This is a genomic window from Streptomyces sp. 7-21 (assembly GCF_016741785.1).
In the GTDB taxonomy this organism is placed as follows: Bacteria; Actinomycetota; Actinomycetes; order Streptomycetales; family Streptomycetaceae; genus Streptomyces.
In genome coordinates, this window is sequence record NZ_JAERRL010000016.1 from 1 (window position 1) to 15,186 (window position 15,186).

The 15,186-nt window shown below is 74.8% G+C and carries 12 protein-coding genes; 10 read left to right on the forward strand and 2 right to left on the reverse strand.

Annotated elements, in window-relative coordinates; genetic code table 11:
- Positions 1 to 403 precede the first annotated feature (403 nt).
- The 3 genes from JK356_RS18555 to JK356_RS18565 all read left to right on the forward strand — a co-directional run bounded on the left by JK356_RS18555 (position 404) and on the right by JK356_RS18565 (position 3,531).
- Positions 404 to 1,693, forward strand: coding sequence for a DUF6716 putative glycosyltransferase (locus JK356_RS18555; protein ID WP_201869762.1), 1,290 nt, complete (start codon positions 404 to 406; stop codon positions 1,691 to 1,693).
- Positions 1,694 to 1,748: 55 nt separating this feature from the next.
- Entirely contained in the window at positions 1,749 to 2,399 is a 651-nt protein-coding gene (locus tag JK356_RS18560) for a SurA N-terminal domain-containing protein (RefSeq protein ID WP_307815719.1), read from the forward strand.
- A 118-nt stretch (positions 2,400 to 2,517) separates the two neighbouring features.
- Entirely contained in the window at positions 2,518 to 3,531 is a 1,014-nt protein-coding gene (locus JK356_RS18565; RefSeq protein WP_201869861.1) for a nucleoside triphosphate pyrophosphohydrolase, read from the forward strand.
- 32 nt (positions 3,532 to 3,563) lie between these two features.
- Here the strand turns inward: JK356_RS18565 and JK356_RS18570 are convergent, their stop codons facing one another.
- Together JK356_RS18570 and JK356_RS22575 are read right to left on the reverse strand one after the other, a co-directional pair.
- Positions 3,564 to 5,606 (reverse strand): polysaccharide pyruvyl transferase family protein, encoded by a 2,043-nt coding sequence (locus JK356_RS18570; RefSeq protein WP_201869769.1) that lies wholly within the window; start codon positions 5,604 to 5,606, stop codon positions 3,564 to 3,566.
- Positions 5,607 to 5,657: 51 nt separating this feature from the next.
- Complete coding sequence (locus tag JK356_RS22575) at positions 5,658 to 6,644, reverse strand: SUKH-3 domain-containing protein (protein ID WP_201869771.1); 987 nt, start codon at positions 6,642 to 6,644, stop codon at positions 5,658 to 5,660.
- Between the two features lie 256 nt (positions 6,645 to 6,900).
- Between JK356_RS22575 and JK356_RS18580 the strand changes: the two genes are divergently transcribed.
- The 7 genes from JK356_RS18580 (at position 6,901) to JK356_RS18610 (ending at position 15,171) form a co-directional block, all read left to right on the forward strand.
- The gene (locus JK356_RS18580) at positions 6,901 to 7,875 is read left to right on the forward strand and encodes an SMI1/KNR4 family protein (protein ID WP_201869777.1); all 975 of its coding nucleotides are present in this window, start codon (positions 6,901 to 6,903) and stop codon (positions 7,873 to 7,875) included.
- Positions 7,876 to 7,880: 5 nt separating this feature from the next.
- On the forward strand, positions 7,881 to 10,343 hold the full coding sequence (locus JK356_RS18585) for an SUKH-4 family immunity protein (RefSeq protein WP_201869783.1): 2,463 nt from the start codon (positions 7,881 to 7,883) through the stop codon (positions 10,341 to 10,343).
- 71 nt (positions 10,344 to 10,414) lie between these two features.
- The gene (gene glmU / locus JK356_RS18590; protein ID WP_307815721.1) at positions 10,415 to 11,929 is read left to right on the forward strand and encodes a bifunctional UDP-N-acetylglucosamine diphosphorylase/glucosamine-1-phosphate N-acetyltransferase GlmU; all 1,515 of its coding nucleotides are present in this window, start codon (positions 10,415 to 10,417) and stop codon (positions 11,927 to 11,929) included.
- Positions 11,930 to 12,015: 86 nt separating this feature from the next.
- Positions 12,016 to 12,993 carry a ribose-phosphate diphosphokinase gene (locus JK356_RS18595; RefSeq protein ID WP_201869785.1) on the forward strand — a complete coding sequence of 326 codons (978 nt, stop codon included), beginning with the start codon at positions 12,016 to 12,018 and terminating at the stop codon, positions 12,991 to 12,993.
- Positions 12,994 to 13,200: 207 nt separating this feature from the next.
- Positions 13,201 to 13,791, forward strand: coding sequence for a 50S ribosomal protein L25/general stress protein Ctc (locus JK356_RS18600; RefSeq protein WP_201869787.1), 591 nt, complete (start codon positions 13,201 to 13,203; stop codon positions 13,789 to 13,791).
- Positions 13,792 to 13,906: 115 nt separating this feature from the next.
- Positions 13,907 to 14,500: an aminoacyl-tRNA hydrolase gene (pth, locus tag JK356_RS18605; RefSeq protein ID WP_374100679.1), complete on the forward strand. Its 594-nt coding sequence runs from the start codon at positions 13,907 to 13,909 to the stop codon at positions 14,498 to 14,500.
- A 77-nt stretch (positions 14,501 to 14,577) separates the two neighbouring features.
- Positions 14,578 to 15,171, forward strand: a complete 594-nt coding sequence (locus JK356_RS18610; protein ID WP_307815722.1) for a hypothetical protein — start codon at positions 14,578 to 14,580, stop codon at positions 15,169 to 15,171.
- Positions 15,172 to 15,186 lie beyond the last annotated feature (15 nt).

Below are 15,186 nucleotides of genomic sequence, written 5' to 3' on the forward strand. Positions count from 1 at the left end.
CACCGCGGTGTTGCCCCCGCCGCCTCCGGTCGCCGGATCCACTACAGCCGTTGCCACGGTCGTCTCCCTCGTTAGGTGTTCCTCGTCGTGTGGTGTGCACGGTGGCGGGTCTTCGCCACCCTCCGAGCCTAGGCGCTGCGCGCCCGCCGCTCGTCGTGCCGCAGGACGACCCGGGTGTCAGCGCGAAGTCGCACGATCCCCTAGGGGGTGCACTCCCGGAGGATGAGACCGCGCTGCGCCCGGGGAAGGCCGGCGGCCCGGCCGTGACCGCACCGCCCATGCCCGCGCGAGAGACTAGGCGGTAATCTGCTGGACGGGCGTGCGGGGAGGCCACCCCGTGTCGCCCCCCTGCAAGACACCCCACCGACCGGGACCGCAGAGTCCCGCTGAAGGGACTCAAGGGATGGGAAGCGCCACGCCTCGCGTCGTCGTGCTCGCTGACTCGGACAGCCGCTGGAAGTGGGCTGCCCTGGTCGCGAGGAAGCTGACCCCCGACCACGCGATCGACGCGCGTTTCCTCTACACGTCCACCACCCCCACCGAGCGGCAGATCGCCGAGGTCGGCGTCGAGCCCGACACCAGCCGCATCGTGACCTACGGCGAGCTGGTCGACGACCCGGCCGTGCACGAGGCCGACGTCGTGATCTTCGGGACGATCGGCGGCACCGTCCTCGCGCTCCTCCACAGCCTGGGGCTGGCCTGGGAAGGCAGCGCGCACCGTCCCGTCACGGTCTCCGGCTACGTCGGCGTCGTCTACGAGAACCTGGTCGACGGCCTGCTGCTGCGCGTCGGCTCCGACATGGTGCTGGCGAACTGCGCGCACGACGCCGAGCAGTTCCGCGAGATCTACGAGAGCGTGGGCGCCGACCCCGAGTGCGTCGTCGAGTCCGGCCTGCCGTTCCTCGGCGGCGAGCCCTACGACCCGACGGCCGCCGGGCGGAAGCGGCCGTTCACCGTCTGCTTCGCGGTGCAGCCCACCGTGCCGAGTTCGCGTGCCGCCCGCATGGGCATGCTGGAGAAGCTCCAGCGCCACGCCCGGCTCCACCCGGACCGCGAAGTGCTGATCAAGCTCCGGAACCAGCCGGGGGAGGCGGTCACGCACCTGGAGCGCCACTCCTACCAGACGCTCTACGACGAGCTGCCCGACCCGCCGCCGAACCTGAAGATCATCTACGGCGACATGGGCGAGGCCCTGGACCGCACCGACCTGCTGGTGACGGTCAGCTCCACGGCGGCGATGGAGGCCATCCACCGGGGTATACCGACGGCCATCCTCACCGACTACGGCGTGCGCGAGGCGCACGGCAACCACTACTTCATCCACTCGGGCTGCCTGGCCTCCTGGTCGCAGCTGGACGAGGGCCTGATCCCGAAGGCCAACCCGGCCTGGGCGGCCAGCCGCGGCATCGGCCAGCGGGACCCGTTCATGACCGCGCGGGCGCGGCTGCGGATGCTGCGCGCCCGCGGCAGCCTGCCGCTGGTGCGCCCGTACTACACCCCGCTCAACGCCTCCGACTACCTGGAGTCCCTGCTGGTCCGGCGCGGGCTGGGGCTGAGCGGCCGGCCGCTGCCGTCGGCCGGCTCGCGGGAGCCGACGGCGGTGCGCCGCCTGATCCGGCGCGGGGCCGGCGGGCTGTACCGCGTGGGGCGCCAGAAGGTGGCGCCGGTCATCCGGCGCCTGGCCAACGGCTGAGGGTCACGCTTAAGATCAGTTCGCTCACCGAGAACTGCGAAGCGGGAGAGGCACCGTGAAGCGCCAGCGCCGTCGCACGATCGTCATGTCCGTCTCGGCCGCCGCCCTGCTCGCGGGCGGGCCGCTGCTGACCGGCTGCTCCACCGGCTCGCACCCGGGCGCCGCCGCGGTGGTCGGCGGGGAGCGCATCACCGTGGCCGAGGTGCAGTCGCACGTCGAGGCCGTGCGCGAGGCACAGCGCGCCCAGCCGAACGCCGACGAGCTGATCGCGGTCACCAGCGGGCTGACGCGCCAGACCGTGAACTTCCTGGTCTACCTGGAGGTCATCGACCGCGCCGCCGCCGACCACGGCATCGAGGTGACGCGGCGCCAGGTGCAGGAGGAGCGCGACCGGGCGGAGGAGTTCGCGGGCGGCCGGGAGCGCCTGGAGATGACGGCGCTCATCCCGCAGCAGCCGGGCGTGGTGCCGCTGACCTCCGACCAGATCGACGAGGTGCTCCGCAGCAACGTCCAGTACCGGCAGCTGGCCGAGCAGGTCGGCGAGCAGCGCGTCGGCGAGGTGCTGGCGGAGACCGCTGAGGAGATCGGCGTGGACGTCAACCCCCGGTACGGGCAGTGGGACCCGCAGGCCGTGGCGCTGACCGACGCGGAGATGCCGTGGCTGCGGGCTCCGGAGGAGGACGCCGGGGCGGGCGCCCGGGCCTGACGGGGGCGGGCCCGCGCGGTACGGGTTCCTCGCCCGCGGGCTCCGGCGGGGCCCGCCGTAGGCTCGAGGCGTGAGCGACGACGATTTCCCCGAGTTTTCCCCCGAGTTTTCCCCCGAGGTGTCCCCCGGCAGCGCACCCGCCGGCCCGCCCGCACCGGCCTCCCGGCTCGTCCTGCTGACCACCTCGCACCGGGTGGCGCCCGGCATGCTGACCTGGCCCGCCTGGCAGGCGCTGCGCGGCGCCGACCGGGTGGTGACGCGGCTGCCGGACCACCCGCAGCTGCCCTACCTCAAGGAGGCGGGGGTGGAGGTCGAGCACGGGCTGCCCCCGGCCGCCGAGCTGGTCGCGGCGTGCGCGGGCGGCCGCACCGTGGTGGTGCTGGCCGCGGATGACGGCGAGCCGGAGCTGACGCGGGAGCTGGCCGCCCTGGCCGCCTCCGGGCGGGCCTGCGGCATGCCGGAGCTGGAGCTGCTGCCCGGCTCCTACGACCTGCCCGGCGCCAGGCTGCTCGACCTGGTGCAGGTCATGGACCGGATCCGGGCCGAGTGCCCGTGGGCGTCGGTCTGCACCAGCGCCGACCTGGCCAAGTACGGGGTGGAGGAGACCTACGAGCTGCTCGAGGCCATCGAGGCCGGGGACCGCGCCGGGCTGCGCGAGGAGTTGGGGGACGTGCTGCTCCAGGTCGTCTTCCACGCGCGGATCGCCGAGGACGACCCGCAGGAGCCGTTCTCCATCGACGACGTGGCGGGCACCCTGATCGAGAAGCTGATCCGGCGCCACCCGCACGTGTTCGGCGACGAGCGGGCCGAGACGCCGGAGGACGTGCGGCGGCTGTGGCTGCGGGTCAAGGCGCAGGAGAAGGAGCGCACGTCGGTGACGGACGGGGTGCCGCTGTCGCAGCCAGGGCTGGCGCTGGCCGCCAAGCTGGCGGGGCGGGCGCGGCGGGCCGGCCTGGACGTGCCGCTGCCGTCGTCCGGCAAGGAGGGCGGCGAGGAGGGCGGCGAGACCGGGTTCGGCGAGCGGCTGCTGGCGCTCGCCGCCGAGGCGGAGGCCGCCGGGGTGGACCCCGAAACGGCCCTGCGCACGGCGGCGCGGGAGTACCGCGACGCCATCCGCGCCGCCGAGGGCTGACCCCGGCCGGACAGCCACCGGCGGGCGGGACGTCACAGGGAGAACGCGCGGGCGACCTCGGCGGCGTTGGCCCGCGTCACGCGCAGCAGCTCCTCCTGCCGCTCGTGCACGTCCGCCACGGCCGCCTCGTGGTCGTCCAGCATCCCGGCCGCCCGCTCCGTGAGCACGGCGCCGAGGTCGGCGTCGTGCACCGACACGCCCCACTCCGGCCGCGCCACGTCGGCCAGGAAGTACGCCAGCTTCGGGTGCGAGATCAGGCTCAGCGCGGGTGTCCCGCACCCGAACGGGATCATCGTGGCGTGGCCCCGCATGCCGATCACGAGCCGCACCCGCCGGTAAACGGCCAGCAGGTCCTCGTTCGACAGGTCGTACAGCGGCTCCACCGGGAGCGTGATCCCGTGCTCACGGCGCAGGTCGTGCACGAACCGCTCGTCCGACGGCGCGTGCGGCGCGTACCGGACCTCGCCGTACCTGCCCAGGCGGCGCACGGCGGCGGCCAGCTCGGCGAGGAAGTGCCCGTAGTCGTGGCCGAACCGCAGCCCGGCCCGGTCGTAGGCGCAGTTGAGCAGGATCACGTCCTCGCGTTCCGCGGGCGCAGGGTCGCGCCAGCCGGGGATCAGGTGGCGCAGCACCGTGGTGGGGCACGGCTGGTAGCGCACCCGGTCGGCCAGGTCCGGCGGCAGCAGCTCGCGGACCCGCTCGACCGAACCGTGGTTGCGCAGACCGAAGAACACGGACTTGGCCACGACGGCGCGCAGGCTCTCGGCGAGGCGGGAGGCGCCGAAGTGCTGCCCGTCGAAGACGTTGAACCCGACGGCGAAGACCGCCAGCGGCGCGGTGAGCCGCTCCAGCATGGGGCCGGGCACGTTCCACTGCCAGCCGCTGTTGCCGTTGGGCCAGGTGTCGGGCAGAAACAGCCCGCCGCCGCCGACGATCACGCCGCGCCGGGCGTTGAGTTCGGCGAGCACGCGCTCGGTGACCAGCCGGTGCACGGGCACCGCGTGCCAGCGCGAGGCGCCGGTGTCCGGGCCGAAGCAGCGGCGGACCGCCTCGGGCAGCACCTTGTCCCCCGCGTTGTCCTTGCCGTCGGCGAACAGCGCGACATGCGCGGTCTGTTCGGCTGCGGGGCCGGGCGTCTCGCCGCGGCCGCCGGCGGGGAGCGTGCCGGGGCTGGTGCGGCGGTGCAGGGTCCGCAGCGCCGCGTCGGTGGGATCGGCGTCCAGCCCGCGCAGCGCGTAGGCGTGGGCCTCCTCGTCCTCGCCCAGCAGCCAGGCCAGCCGGGCCAGCTGCGTGTAGGCGCGGGGCGCGACGGCGGGGTCGGCGGCGGCGAGCAGCAGGTGGGTGCGCGCCTCGTCGTACCGCGACACCGCCATCAGGGCGCTGCCGAGCGCCTCCTGGTTGCGCGCCAGCCCGGGGTCGCCGCCGGTGGGCGCCAGCACCCGGACGGCCTCGTCGTAACGGCCCTGCTGGTACAGGGTGGTGCCGACCCGGCGCACCAGCTCCGGGTCCGGCTGGTCCGCCTCCAGCAGCGGCAGGGCGCAGTGCAGGAACAGCTCGGGCGCCTTGGCGCCGCGCAGTGCGCAGTAGGCGGCGTAGAACTCGTGGTCGCTGGGCTCGCGTGCGTCCGCCGCGCCGCCCACGGGGCCGTCACCGCCGTCGCCGCCGTCGCCGCCGTCGTCATCGGCTGGCTGGAACGGCACCACGCGTTCGCGCCGACGCAGCAGCGGCGCGATGTTCCGCCGGATGACGGTGCCGGGTTCGAGGGCCACGACGGTGTCGTATCCGGGGCCGTCCTCGGGCCCGAGGGCATCAAGGGCGTCGAGGGTTTCGAGGGCGTCGAGGGTGGAGCCGGCGGGCGCCGTCCGGCGGGGCACGATCCGGGGGTGCAGCCGCCGCGCCGCGTCGAACGCCGCGTCCGGCAGGCCCGGGTGCAGCACCAGGAAGTCCTCGCAGACGGCGGGGCTGGACAGCGCCAGGTCGCGCAGCAGCGCCAGGAGAGCGGGCAGCCGCGGCTCGTCGGCGTAGGAGGCGAACGCGATCCGGCGCTTGCCGGTCAGCGTGGATGCGTGCCGCATGGCGACTCCTCTCAGGCCCCCGCCCCGTCACTCCCGCCCACGGTAGCGGGGTCAGGCGGCGCGCAATTGCGCGGGGGCGGCGCCGGTGAGCAGGGTGGCGAGGCCGGAGCGGACGTCGGGGCCGAGGTACCAGTCCCCGGTGTGATCGATGGCATAGACCCTCCCCTCGGCGTCGATGGCGAGCAGCGCGGTGCCGCCGCCCTCCTCCCCCAGCGGGCAGAGCTGGGTACCGAGCGCGTCGGCGAGGTCCGCCAGCGTGCGCGCCCAGTGCAGGCCGCGCAGCGGGTCGATCACCACCGGGCTGGGCGCGAAGGCCAGGCCGGGACCGGTCGGTTCGAGCCACAGCTCGCCGCACTCCGCCCACGCCTCGAAGGCGGCGGGAAAGAGCGTGTGGGGGCGCACGAGCGGCGAGTCGTGCCCGCTGAGTGCGTCGGCCCAGCGCTCGGCCAGGGCGACGTGGCGCCTGCCCGGCTGCCAGCCGGCGCGCGCCAGGGCCTCGTCGACCGTGCCCGTGGTCCACGGCGATCCGGTCGCCGGGCCTTCGGCCAGCGCTGCCGCGGCGCCGGGTGCCGCGGCGGCGCTGGCGCTGCTGACCCCGAGGCGGGCGAGCAGCACGGTGCACGAGCGGCAGTGCGGCGCGTGCTGGCCGTGCTGCGGGTCGCCGTCCTCGCGGACGTGGCGGGTGACGATGCCCGCCCCGGCCAGGGCGCGGCGGGCGTCGTCGAGCGTGACGGCGCCGCTCTCGGTGAGCCAGCGCGACAGCAGCGCCACCTCGGGGCAGCGGCCGATGTGGCGTTCGCGCTGGCCGGTGCCGAGGCCGTCGAGTATGGCGGCGACCACGGGGTGCAGGGAGGGAGCGCCCGCGGAGCGCGGGGTGGCCGTGCCGGTGAGAGGCTGCTCACGGCTGGGCAGCGACAGGGCCGCAGCGGTGGTGGGCAGGATGCCGGGACGGCGGTGTCTGAGCAGGGGAACGGCGGACAGCTCCTGGTCGGGCTGGTTGCCCGGCGGCTGACCGTGGGAATCCGACGTTACGTGCACGATCGCGCTTTCTCCCGGGGAGACCCCTCTTCCGCGCGGTGTCCGCGCATGCCGGTCTCCTCGCGGAGCACAGCTTCCCACATCCGCCCGCCGTTGCCGTGGCGTCGCGGCCCCGTTGCCCGCATGGCTGCCCTGCCGTCTCCCTCCATCCGGTGACAGGACGGGCCGGCCGCCGCCCGGCGGGGACGGTGCCACGGGTCGGCTGACCCCATAGGCTGTGCGGCGACAGGTGAGTACCAGCAGGGGGCGTAACGCCATGACGACAGGGAGGCTCGGGCAGCAGGCCGCGCCGCCGAACAGGGCATACGCAGGGCAGGTGGTGCAGTTCCCTGACCCGGTGCGCGCGGCACGCTTCCCGCAGGGGGTGCGGGTGGACGCGGACGGCTTCCCCGACTTCTCCCCCTACGCCACAGCCGCCGCCGAAATCGCCGAGCCGCCGGACGGCTTCGGCATCGATGAACTGCGGCTGACGGACTACGTATCGGCCAACGCCGCGATGCACGCGGCGGGGCATCACCTCTGGGCGGACCTGCCGCCGGTGGCGACACCGCACGGCTGGTCCTGGCACCACGTCGCGCGCACGCGGCGCCTGGAGCTGATCCCCGCCGAGGTGAAGGCGCTGCTGCGGCACCACGGCGGGCTGGCCACCACCGAGGTCGACCAGACGAAACGGGGCACGCGGCCGCTGAACGAGACCCGGCCCGCGCACTTCTCCGTGCCGCACTCGCTGGCCGTGGAGGAGAGCCGGGTACGCGCGGCCGAGGAGAAGCTGGGCTACCGGCTGCCGGAGGCGTACCGGTCGTTCCTGAAGGCGGCGGGCGGCTGCGCCCCGGAGGGCGTGGCGCTCGACGCGGAGCTGGGGCTGCTGGTCGACCAGCCGTTCTTCACGCTCCGGGAGGAGGCGGCCGTCAACGACCTGGTGTACGTCAACAAGTGTCTGCGGGACCACCTCACCAAGGACTACCTGGGGGTGGCCTTCGTGCAGGGCGGCATCATCGCCGTGAAGGTCAAGGGCGAGAACACCGGCTCGGTGTGGCTGTGCCCCTACGACGACGCCAGGGACCGTGACGGCCTGACCGTGGAGCAGCGGGTGGCGGAGCTGCTGCTGCCCTGCGGGGACGATTTCGACGATTTTCTGCTGCGGCTGGTGGGCAACCCGCCGGAGCTGGAGACCGTGGCCAGTCTGATGGTGGACGGCGGGTTCGCCTACGCCGTCCCGGTGGAGGAGTGAGGCCAGTGGTCACGTTCGCACAGGCACAGGAACGCGCCGAACGGTGGGTGAACGGCCCGGGCGCCGGGGAGCCGCGCCGCGAGGTGCGGGTGCGCGAGTTCGACCTGGGCTTCGTCGCCTGGGCCGAGGAGAGCGGCGGCGGACAGGCACCGGGCGGCAAGCTCGTCATCGCCCGGGACAGCGGGGACACCACGCTGTGGCCCGCGCTGCCGGTCAGCGAGGTGATACGGCGCTACGAGGAGGTCTACGGCACGGCGCCGGCGGCGGTGCCCGCCGCCGTGGACGCCGCCAAGAGCGCGGACCTCAACCAGACGTCGTTCCTGCTGACGCCGCCGCAGTGGCTCCAGGAGGCCGCCGACCGCACCTACGGCGGCGGGATTCCCGCCCAGGCCGCCGCGGGGGAGGCGGGACCGGGCGGCGAGGGCGCGCAGCGGCCCGGCGCGGACTCCGCCCCCGCCGGCCAGCCGGCGTCCTCGGACGACGCTGCTCCGCCCGCCGCGCAGCAGCCCGGTGCGGAGCCCGCCCCCGCCGGCCAGCCGGCGCCCTCCGGTGAGACCCCCAAGCCCGCCGCCCCTCCGGCCGCGCCGCCGTCGGCGCCCTCGCCGGGGCCGGGCGGCACGGTGTGGCCGAGCGCCGGCGGCGGCTCGCCGTGGGACGCGACCGACACCTCCGGCAGCGGTTCCGAGGACGCGTCCGTGGCGCCCCCCGCGACGGTGTTCGCGCCGTCGCTCTCGGAGGACGACGGGGAGAAGCCGCCCGCCGTGTCCTCCGAAGCGAGGACGGCCGTGATGCCGCAGGGCAGCGCGCTGCCGAAGACGGCCGTGCACCCGTCGATGCAGAAGGAGCAGCAGAAGGACCAGGGCAGCCAGGGGGGCCAGGACAAGGCAGCGAGCCCGCCCAGCCCGCCGCCGGCACCGCCCGGCCCGCCCCGCGGCGACGCCGCTGCCATCGACTTCGCCAACGCGGCCACCGAGAAGGCGCCCGGCTCGTCCTCGTCGCGCCCCGCGGTCGGCGGCTCGGTGCCGCCGCCGCCCAGCCCGCCCAGCCCGCCGGGGGCCCGCGGCCCGGCCAAGGACGCCGGGTACGTGCCCACGCGGGCCGTCTCGGCGATGGACTTCAGCAAGCCGTCGCCGCCCGGCACGCCCGCGCCGCCCTCCGGCACCCCCGCGCCGCCTTCCGGCACGCCGGCGCCGCCTTCCGGCCCGCCGGCGCCGCCCTCGGCCACGCCGGCGCCGCCCTCCGGCCCGCCGGGGCCGCCCGGCCGGCCCGGGCCGCAGGGGCCTGCCGACCCGCACGGCGTGGCGACGATGCTCGCGCAGCCCGGCGGCCCCAGCACCCCCGCGCCGCCCGGCCCGGCTCCCGGCACACCGCCCCCGCCGCCCGGCCCGGCTCCCGGCACGCCGCCCCCGCCGCCGGGCACCCCCGCGCCGCCCGGCGCTCCGGCGGGCCAGGCCGGTCCGGCCAGCGGCTACGGCTATCCGGCGCCGGGCCAGCCCACCGTCGGCTCCGGCTACATGGCCGTGCTCCGCTACCGCTCCCACGACGGGTCGGAGCAGCAGATCATCCGCCGTTCGGCGCCCGGCATGCCGCACCCCGAGTGGCAGATCCTGCATGAGCTGCGGTCGATGAACGTCCCGCCGCAGTCCGTGCTCGAACTCCACACGGAGCTCCAGTCCTGCGAGCTGCCCGGCGGCTACTGCGCCCGGATGATCAGGGAGACCTGGCCGCAGGTGCGGATCACGCACACCGCCGCCTACGGGCAGGACCTGGCGACCCGCCAGGCCGGCGTGCGCCACCTGATCGAGCACCAGGACGAGCTGAAGCAGTTCGCCGACGGCCCGCCCCGTTCGGCGCCGGTGCGGGTGCCGCTGCCGCAGAAGGAGCCCGCGCCCGCTATCGGCCTGGACGTGATCGGGCAGGAGCTGGCCCAGGCGTTCGGGCCGCAGGGCGTGTTCCGGTACGAGCCGCAGGCCGCGTCGCGGCAGGGCGTGCCGGACATCGTCGTGCAGACGCTGACCTGGTCCGGTCTGCCGCTGGAGATCAGCCCGTTCTTCTGGGCGCTGGCCCAGCCGGGCCGCCCGGTGCCGACGCTGGCGGAGGTGGCGGCCGAGCGGGGCATCCAGCCGGCGCCGGACGCCGGCTCCTACCTGGTCATCGGCAGCGACTACGGGCGCCAGCTGTGCGTGCAGTACGGCACCGCCTACATCGTGGCCGTGCCGCTGGAGCCCGGCCCCGGCGGGCAGCCAGTGGCGCCGCGGTTCGTCAACGCCTCGCTGCCGCAGTTCGTGCGCTCCATGGCGCTGCTGGGGCGGATGTGGCGGCTGCGGTACGGGCTCAGCCCGGAGCAGGCGGGCCGGTGGACCACCGACTTCCAGGAGGAGCTGGCGTCCCTCGATCCCCAGGCGGTGGCCGACCCGGAGAGCTGGTGGTCGGTGCTGCTGGAGCAGATGTGGGACGGTCTGCTGTAACGATGGTGTCGCCGCCCGTCGCGGCGGCGACACCGCGTACGTAGGAACCTGACGAAGGAACGGACATCCCCGTGAGCACCGCGAACCCCGCCACCCCGGCAGCAGTGATCGTCCTCGCAGCGGGCGAGGGGACCCGCATGCGGTCAGCGGTCCCCAAGGTGCTCCATGAGATCTGCGGCAGAACGCTGCTGGGCCACGTGGTGGCGGCCTGCCAGGAGCTGGTCCCGGGGCACCCGGAGAACGTCGTCGTCGTCACCGGGCACGCCCGGGAACGCGTCACCGCGCACCTGGCCGAGGCGGCCCCCGGCGTGACCACGGCCGTGCAGCACGAGCTGCGCGGCACGGCGGACGCGGTGCGGGTCGCGCTGCGCGCCCTGGCCGAGCGCGACGGCTCCTCGCCCGACGGCACGGTCCTGGTGACCTGCGGCGACACCCCGATGCAGACGGGCGAGACGCTGGCGGCGCTGGCCGCGACGCACGAGGCGGAGGGCAACGCCGTCACCGTGCTGACGATGGAGGTGCCGGACCCGACCGGCTACGGCCGCGTGGTGCGGGCCGCGGACGGCACGGTCACGGAGATCGTCGAGCACCGCGACGCCTCGCCGGAGCAGCGCGAGATCCGCGAGGTCAGCTCGGGCATCCTGGCGTTCGACGGCAAGCTGCTGGCCGAGGCGCTGGGCCGGGTGCGGGCGGACAACAGCCAGAACGAGGAGTACCTGCCGGACGTGGTGCGCATCCTGGGGGCCGACGGCCACCGGGTGGGCGCGCGGCTGGCGGCCGACTACCGGGAGCTGGCCGGCGTCAACGACCGGGTGCAGCTCGCGCGGGCGCGCCGGATGCTGAATGACCGGCTGCTGCAACGGGCGATGCTGCGCGACGGGGTGACGGTCGTCGATCCGGCCACGACGTGGGTGGACGCGGACGTGACGTTCGAGCGCGACGCGGTGATCCACCCCGGGACGCAGCTGCTGGGCGCCACGCACGTCGGTGCGGGCGCCGAGGTCGGCCCGTCGAGCCGGCTGACAGACACGGTGGTGGGCGCGGGCGCCGAGGTGAGCTTCACCGTGGCGGTCGGCGCGCGCGTCGGCGAGGGCGCGCGGGTCGGGCCGTACGCCTACCTGCGTCCCGGCACGGTGCTGGGGGCCTCGGCGAAGGCGGGCACGTTCGTGGAGATGAAGAACGCCGACATCGGCGAGGGCACGAAGGTGCCGCACCTGTCGTACGTGGGCGACGCCACGATCGGCGAGCACACCAACATCGGGGCCGCGACGGTCTTCGTGAACTACGACGGCGAGTCCAAGCACCACACCACGGTGGGCTCGTACTGCAAGACCGGCTCGGACAACATGTTCGTGGCGCCGGTCACCATCGGGGACGGGGCCTACACGGCGGCCGGCTCGGTGATCACCCGGGACGTGCCGCCGGGCGCGCTCGGCGTCGCGCGCGGCCAGCAGCGGAACATCGAGGGCTGGGTCGCGCGGCGGCGGCCGGGGACGGCGGCGGCCCGCGCGGCCGAGGCGGCGCAGGCCGCCCGGGACACGGACCAAGCGAGAGAAGAGTCTCAGCGAGAAATCGAGAACAGCTGAGGTACGGCTCCTGGCGTACCGTTTAAGGTGCCTGAGGCGGGCGGATGGCCCGAAATCGCCCTTAGCGTATTCCAAGGAGACGTACTGTGACCGGGATCAAGACGACCGGCGAGAAGAAACTGATGCTCTTCTCCGGCCGCGCCCACCCCGAGCTCGCCAAGGAGGTAGCCGCCGAACTGGGGGTGGGCCTGGTCCCGACCACGGCCCGTGACTTCGCCAACGGCGAGATCTACGTGCGTTTCGAGGAGTCGGTGCGCGGTGCGGACTGCTTCCTGATGCAGAGCCACACCGCCCCGATCAACACGTGGATCATGGAACAGCTCATCATGATCGACGCGCTGAAGCGGGCCTCCGCGCGCAGCATTTCCGTGATCATCCCGTTCTACGGATATGCCCGGCAGGACAAGAAGCACCGCGGACGCGAGCCGATCTCCGCGCGGCTGATGGCGGACATGCTGAAGGTCGCGGGCGCGGACCGCATCATCACGATGGACCTCCACGCCGACCAGGTGCAGGGGTACTTCGACGGGCCCGTGGACCACCTGTTCGCGCTGCCGGTGCTCAGCGACTACATCGCCGGCCGGACCGACCGGGAGCGGCTGACCGTGGTCTCGCCGGATGCCGGGCGGGTGCGCGTGGCCGACCGCTGGGCGGACCGGCTCGGCGCCCCGCTGGCGATCGTGCACAAGCGGCGCGACCCCAACGTCGCCAACCAGGTCACGGTGCACGAGGTCGTCGGCAACGTGCGCGACCGGGTGTGCGTGCTGGTCGACGACATGATCGACACGGCGGGCACGATCTGCGCGGCGGCGGAGGCGCTGTTCGCCAACGGCGCGGCGGAGGTCATCGCGGCGGCGACGCACGGCGTGCTGTCCGGCCCGGCGCCGGACCGGCTGAAGAACTCCCGGGTGAGCGAGTTCATCTTCACCAACTCCCTGCCGACCCCGAGCGAGATCGCGCTGGACAAGGTGACGGTGCTGTCGATGGCGCCGACCATCGCCCGCGCCGTGCGTGAGGTCTTCGAGGACGGCTCGGTCACCAGCCTGTTCGAAGGCGACGCGTAGCGTGCCGCGGTCCGCCGTGCGCGGACAGGTGCGTGTGGCACGCACCTGTGGCATGGCGCGCCGCGCGCGGCGGATACACTCGTGGCGTTGCTCGGCGAGGGAGGCCCCCGACGGGGCTGTCCGTTATCGACGCGCACGTGCTGCGGCCTGGAAAGCGCCGCCTCTCGTCGGGCACCGCATCCGCGACCGACGTGAGGAGTGGCCACCATGGCTGACGTGAAGATCAAGGCCGAGGTCCGCAAGGAGTTCGGCAAGGGCGCCGCACGGCGCCTGCGGCGCGCGGACAAGGTTCCCGCCGTCATCTACGGGCACGGCACCGAGCCGGTCCACGTGGCGCTGCCCGGCCACGACACCATGCTGGCCCTGAAGACGCCGAATGTCCTGATCACGCTGGACATCGAGGGCCGCGAGGAGCTGGTGATCCCCAAGGCCGTGCAGCGCGAGGCGATCCGCGGCTTCCTGGTCCACCTCGACCTGCTCGTCGTGCGGCGCGGCGAGACCGTCACCGTCGAGGTGCCCATCCACACCGAGGGCGACCTGGCCCCGGGCGGCGGCCTGCTGGAGCACGTGCTGGACGCCCTGCCGGTCGAGGCCGAGGCGACGCACATCCCCGAGTCGGTCACCGTCTCCATCGAAGGGCTGGCCCCGGGCGACTCGGTGCTGGCCAAGGACGTGTCGCTGCCGGAGGGCGTGTCGCTGGCGATCGACGGCGAGGACACCGTGATCCAGGTGCTTCAGCCGCAGGGCGAGGAGCCTTCGGGCGAGCAGGCGGGCGAGGGCGAAGAGGCCGGCGCCTGAGCCCCGCGCCTTCCGTCTTCCGGGCGGCCGCCGCGCTGCGGCGGCCGCCCGTGCGCGTGAGGGACCGGCCGGGCCCGGCCGCGGCCGTCCGGCGGCGGATGGGAGGATGGACCGCATGAGTGAGGAGCCGTGGCTGGTCGTGGGGCTGGGGAACCCCGGCCCGCGCTACGCCGGTAACCGGCACAACGTGGGGTTCATGGTGGCCGACCTGCTCGCCGAGCGGATGGGCGCGCCGTTCCGCTCGCACAAGGCGCGGGCCATGGTCGCCGAGGGGCGCCTCGGCGGGCCCTCCGCGGTGCCGGGCGCGGCGCCGCGCGCGGTCGTGGCCAAGCCGCTGTCCTTCATGAACCTCTCGGGCGGCCCGGCGTCGGGGCTGTCGTCGTTCTACAAGATCCCGCTCGAGCGGATCGTGGTGATCCACGACGAGCTGGACCTCGGCTACGGGGTGCTGCGGCTGAAGCGCGGCGGCGGCGACAACGGGCACAACGGGCTGAAGTCCCTGACGTCCGCCCTGGGCCGCGACTACTACCGGGTGCGGTTCGGCGTCGGCCGCCCGCCCGGCCGGATGGACGTCGCCGACTACGTGCTGCGCGACTTCTCCGCGGCCGAGCGCAAGGAACTGGGCTACTTCGTCGACCGGACCGCCGACGCCGTCGAGACGCTGGTCAGGGAGGGTCTGGAGCGGGCGCAGAGCGCGTACAACGGGTGAGCCGCCCGGCAGCCGGACGGCGGGCACACCGCGTCCAGGCTTGACCCGGCGCATAACCGTGGCCAAGGATCAGCTCCGTGCCGTCCGGGTCCTCTCCCACGTCCGCGCCCACCGCGGCGCCCGAGCCGCCGCCTGCGCCGTCGCAGCCTCCGCCGGCCCCGACCCCGGCGGGCCGGCGCCACGGCCGGGCCCGCCGCGCGGGGCAGCGCGCGTTCGGCGTGCTGCTGCTGGCGCGGTTCGCGCTCACGGCCGTCTTTACCGTGGTGCTCGTCGTTTCCGGCGTCTGGGCCGCCTGGGACGACGCGAGCCGCGCGCTGGCGCCCGGCGACGACGAGCGCGGCACCATCACGCTGCACGCCTGCGACGACGAGGCGTGCACCGGCACGTTCGCGCCACGCGGCGCGCCCCCGGGCGAGGACCGGCGCGAGGTCACGATGCCGCAGCCGCTCGGCCGCGAGCCGGGCGAACGGCTGTCCGTCGCGCTGCGGCCCGGCACCGCGGAGGTGGTGCGCACCGGGGCGGCCGGGGCGCTGTACGCCGCGCTGCCGCTGACCGGCGCGCTGCTGCTGGCGTCCGTCATCGTGGCGGGCGGCCTGCGGCTGTACCGCGTGGCCGCGGTGACGGCGGGGGTCGCCGTCACCGCGCTCCTCGCGACGTTCGTGCTGTGGTGACGCCGCCGGTGACGC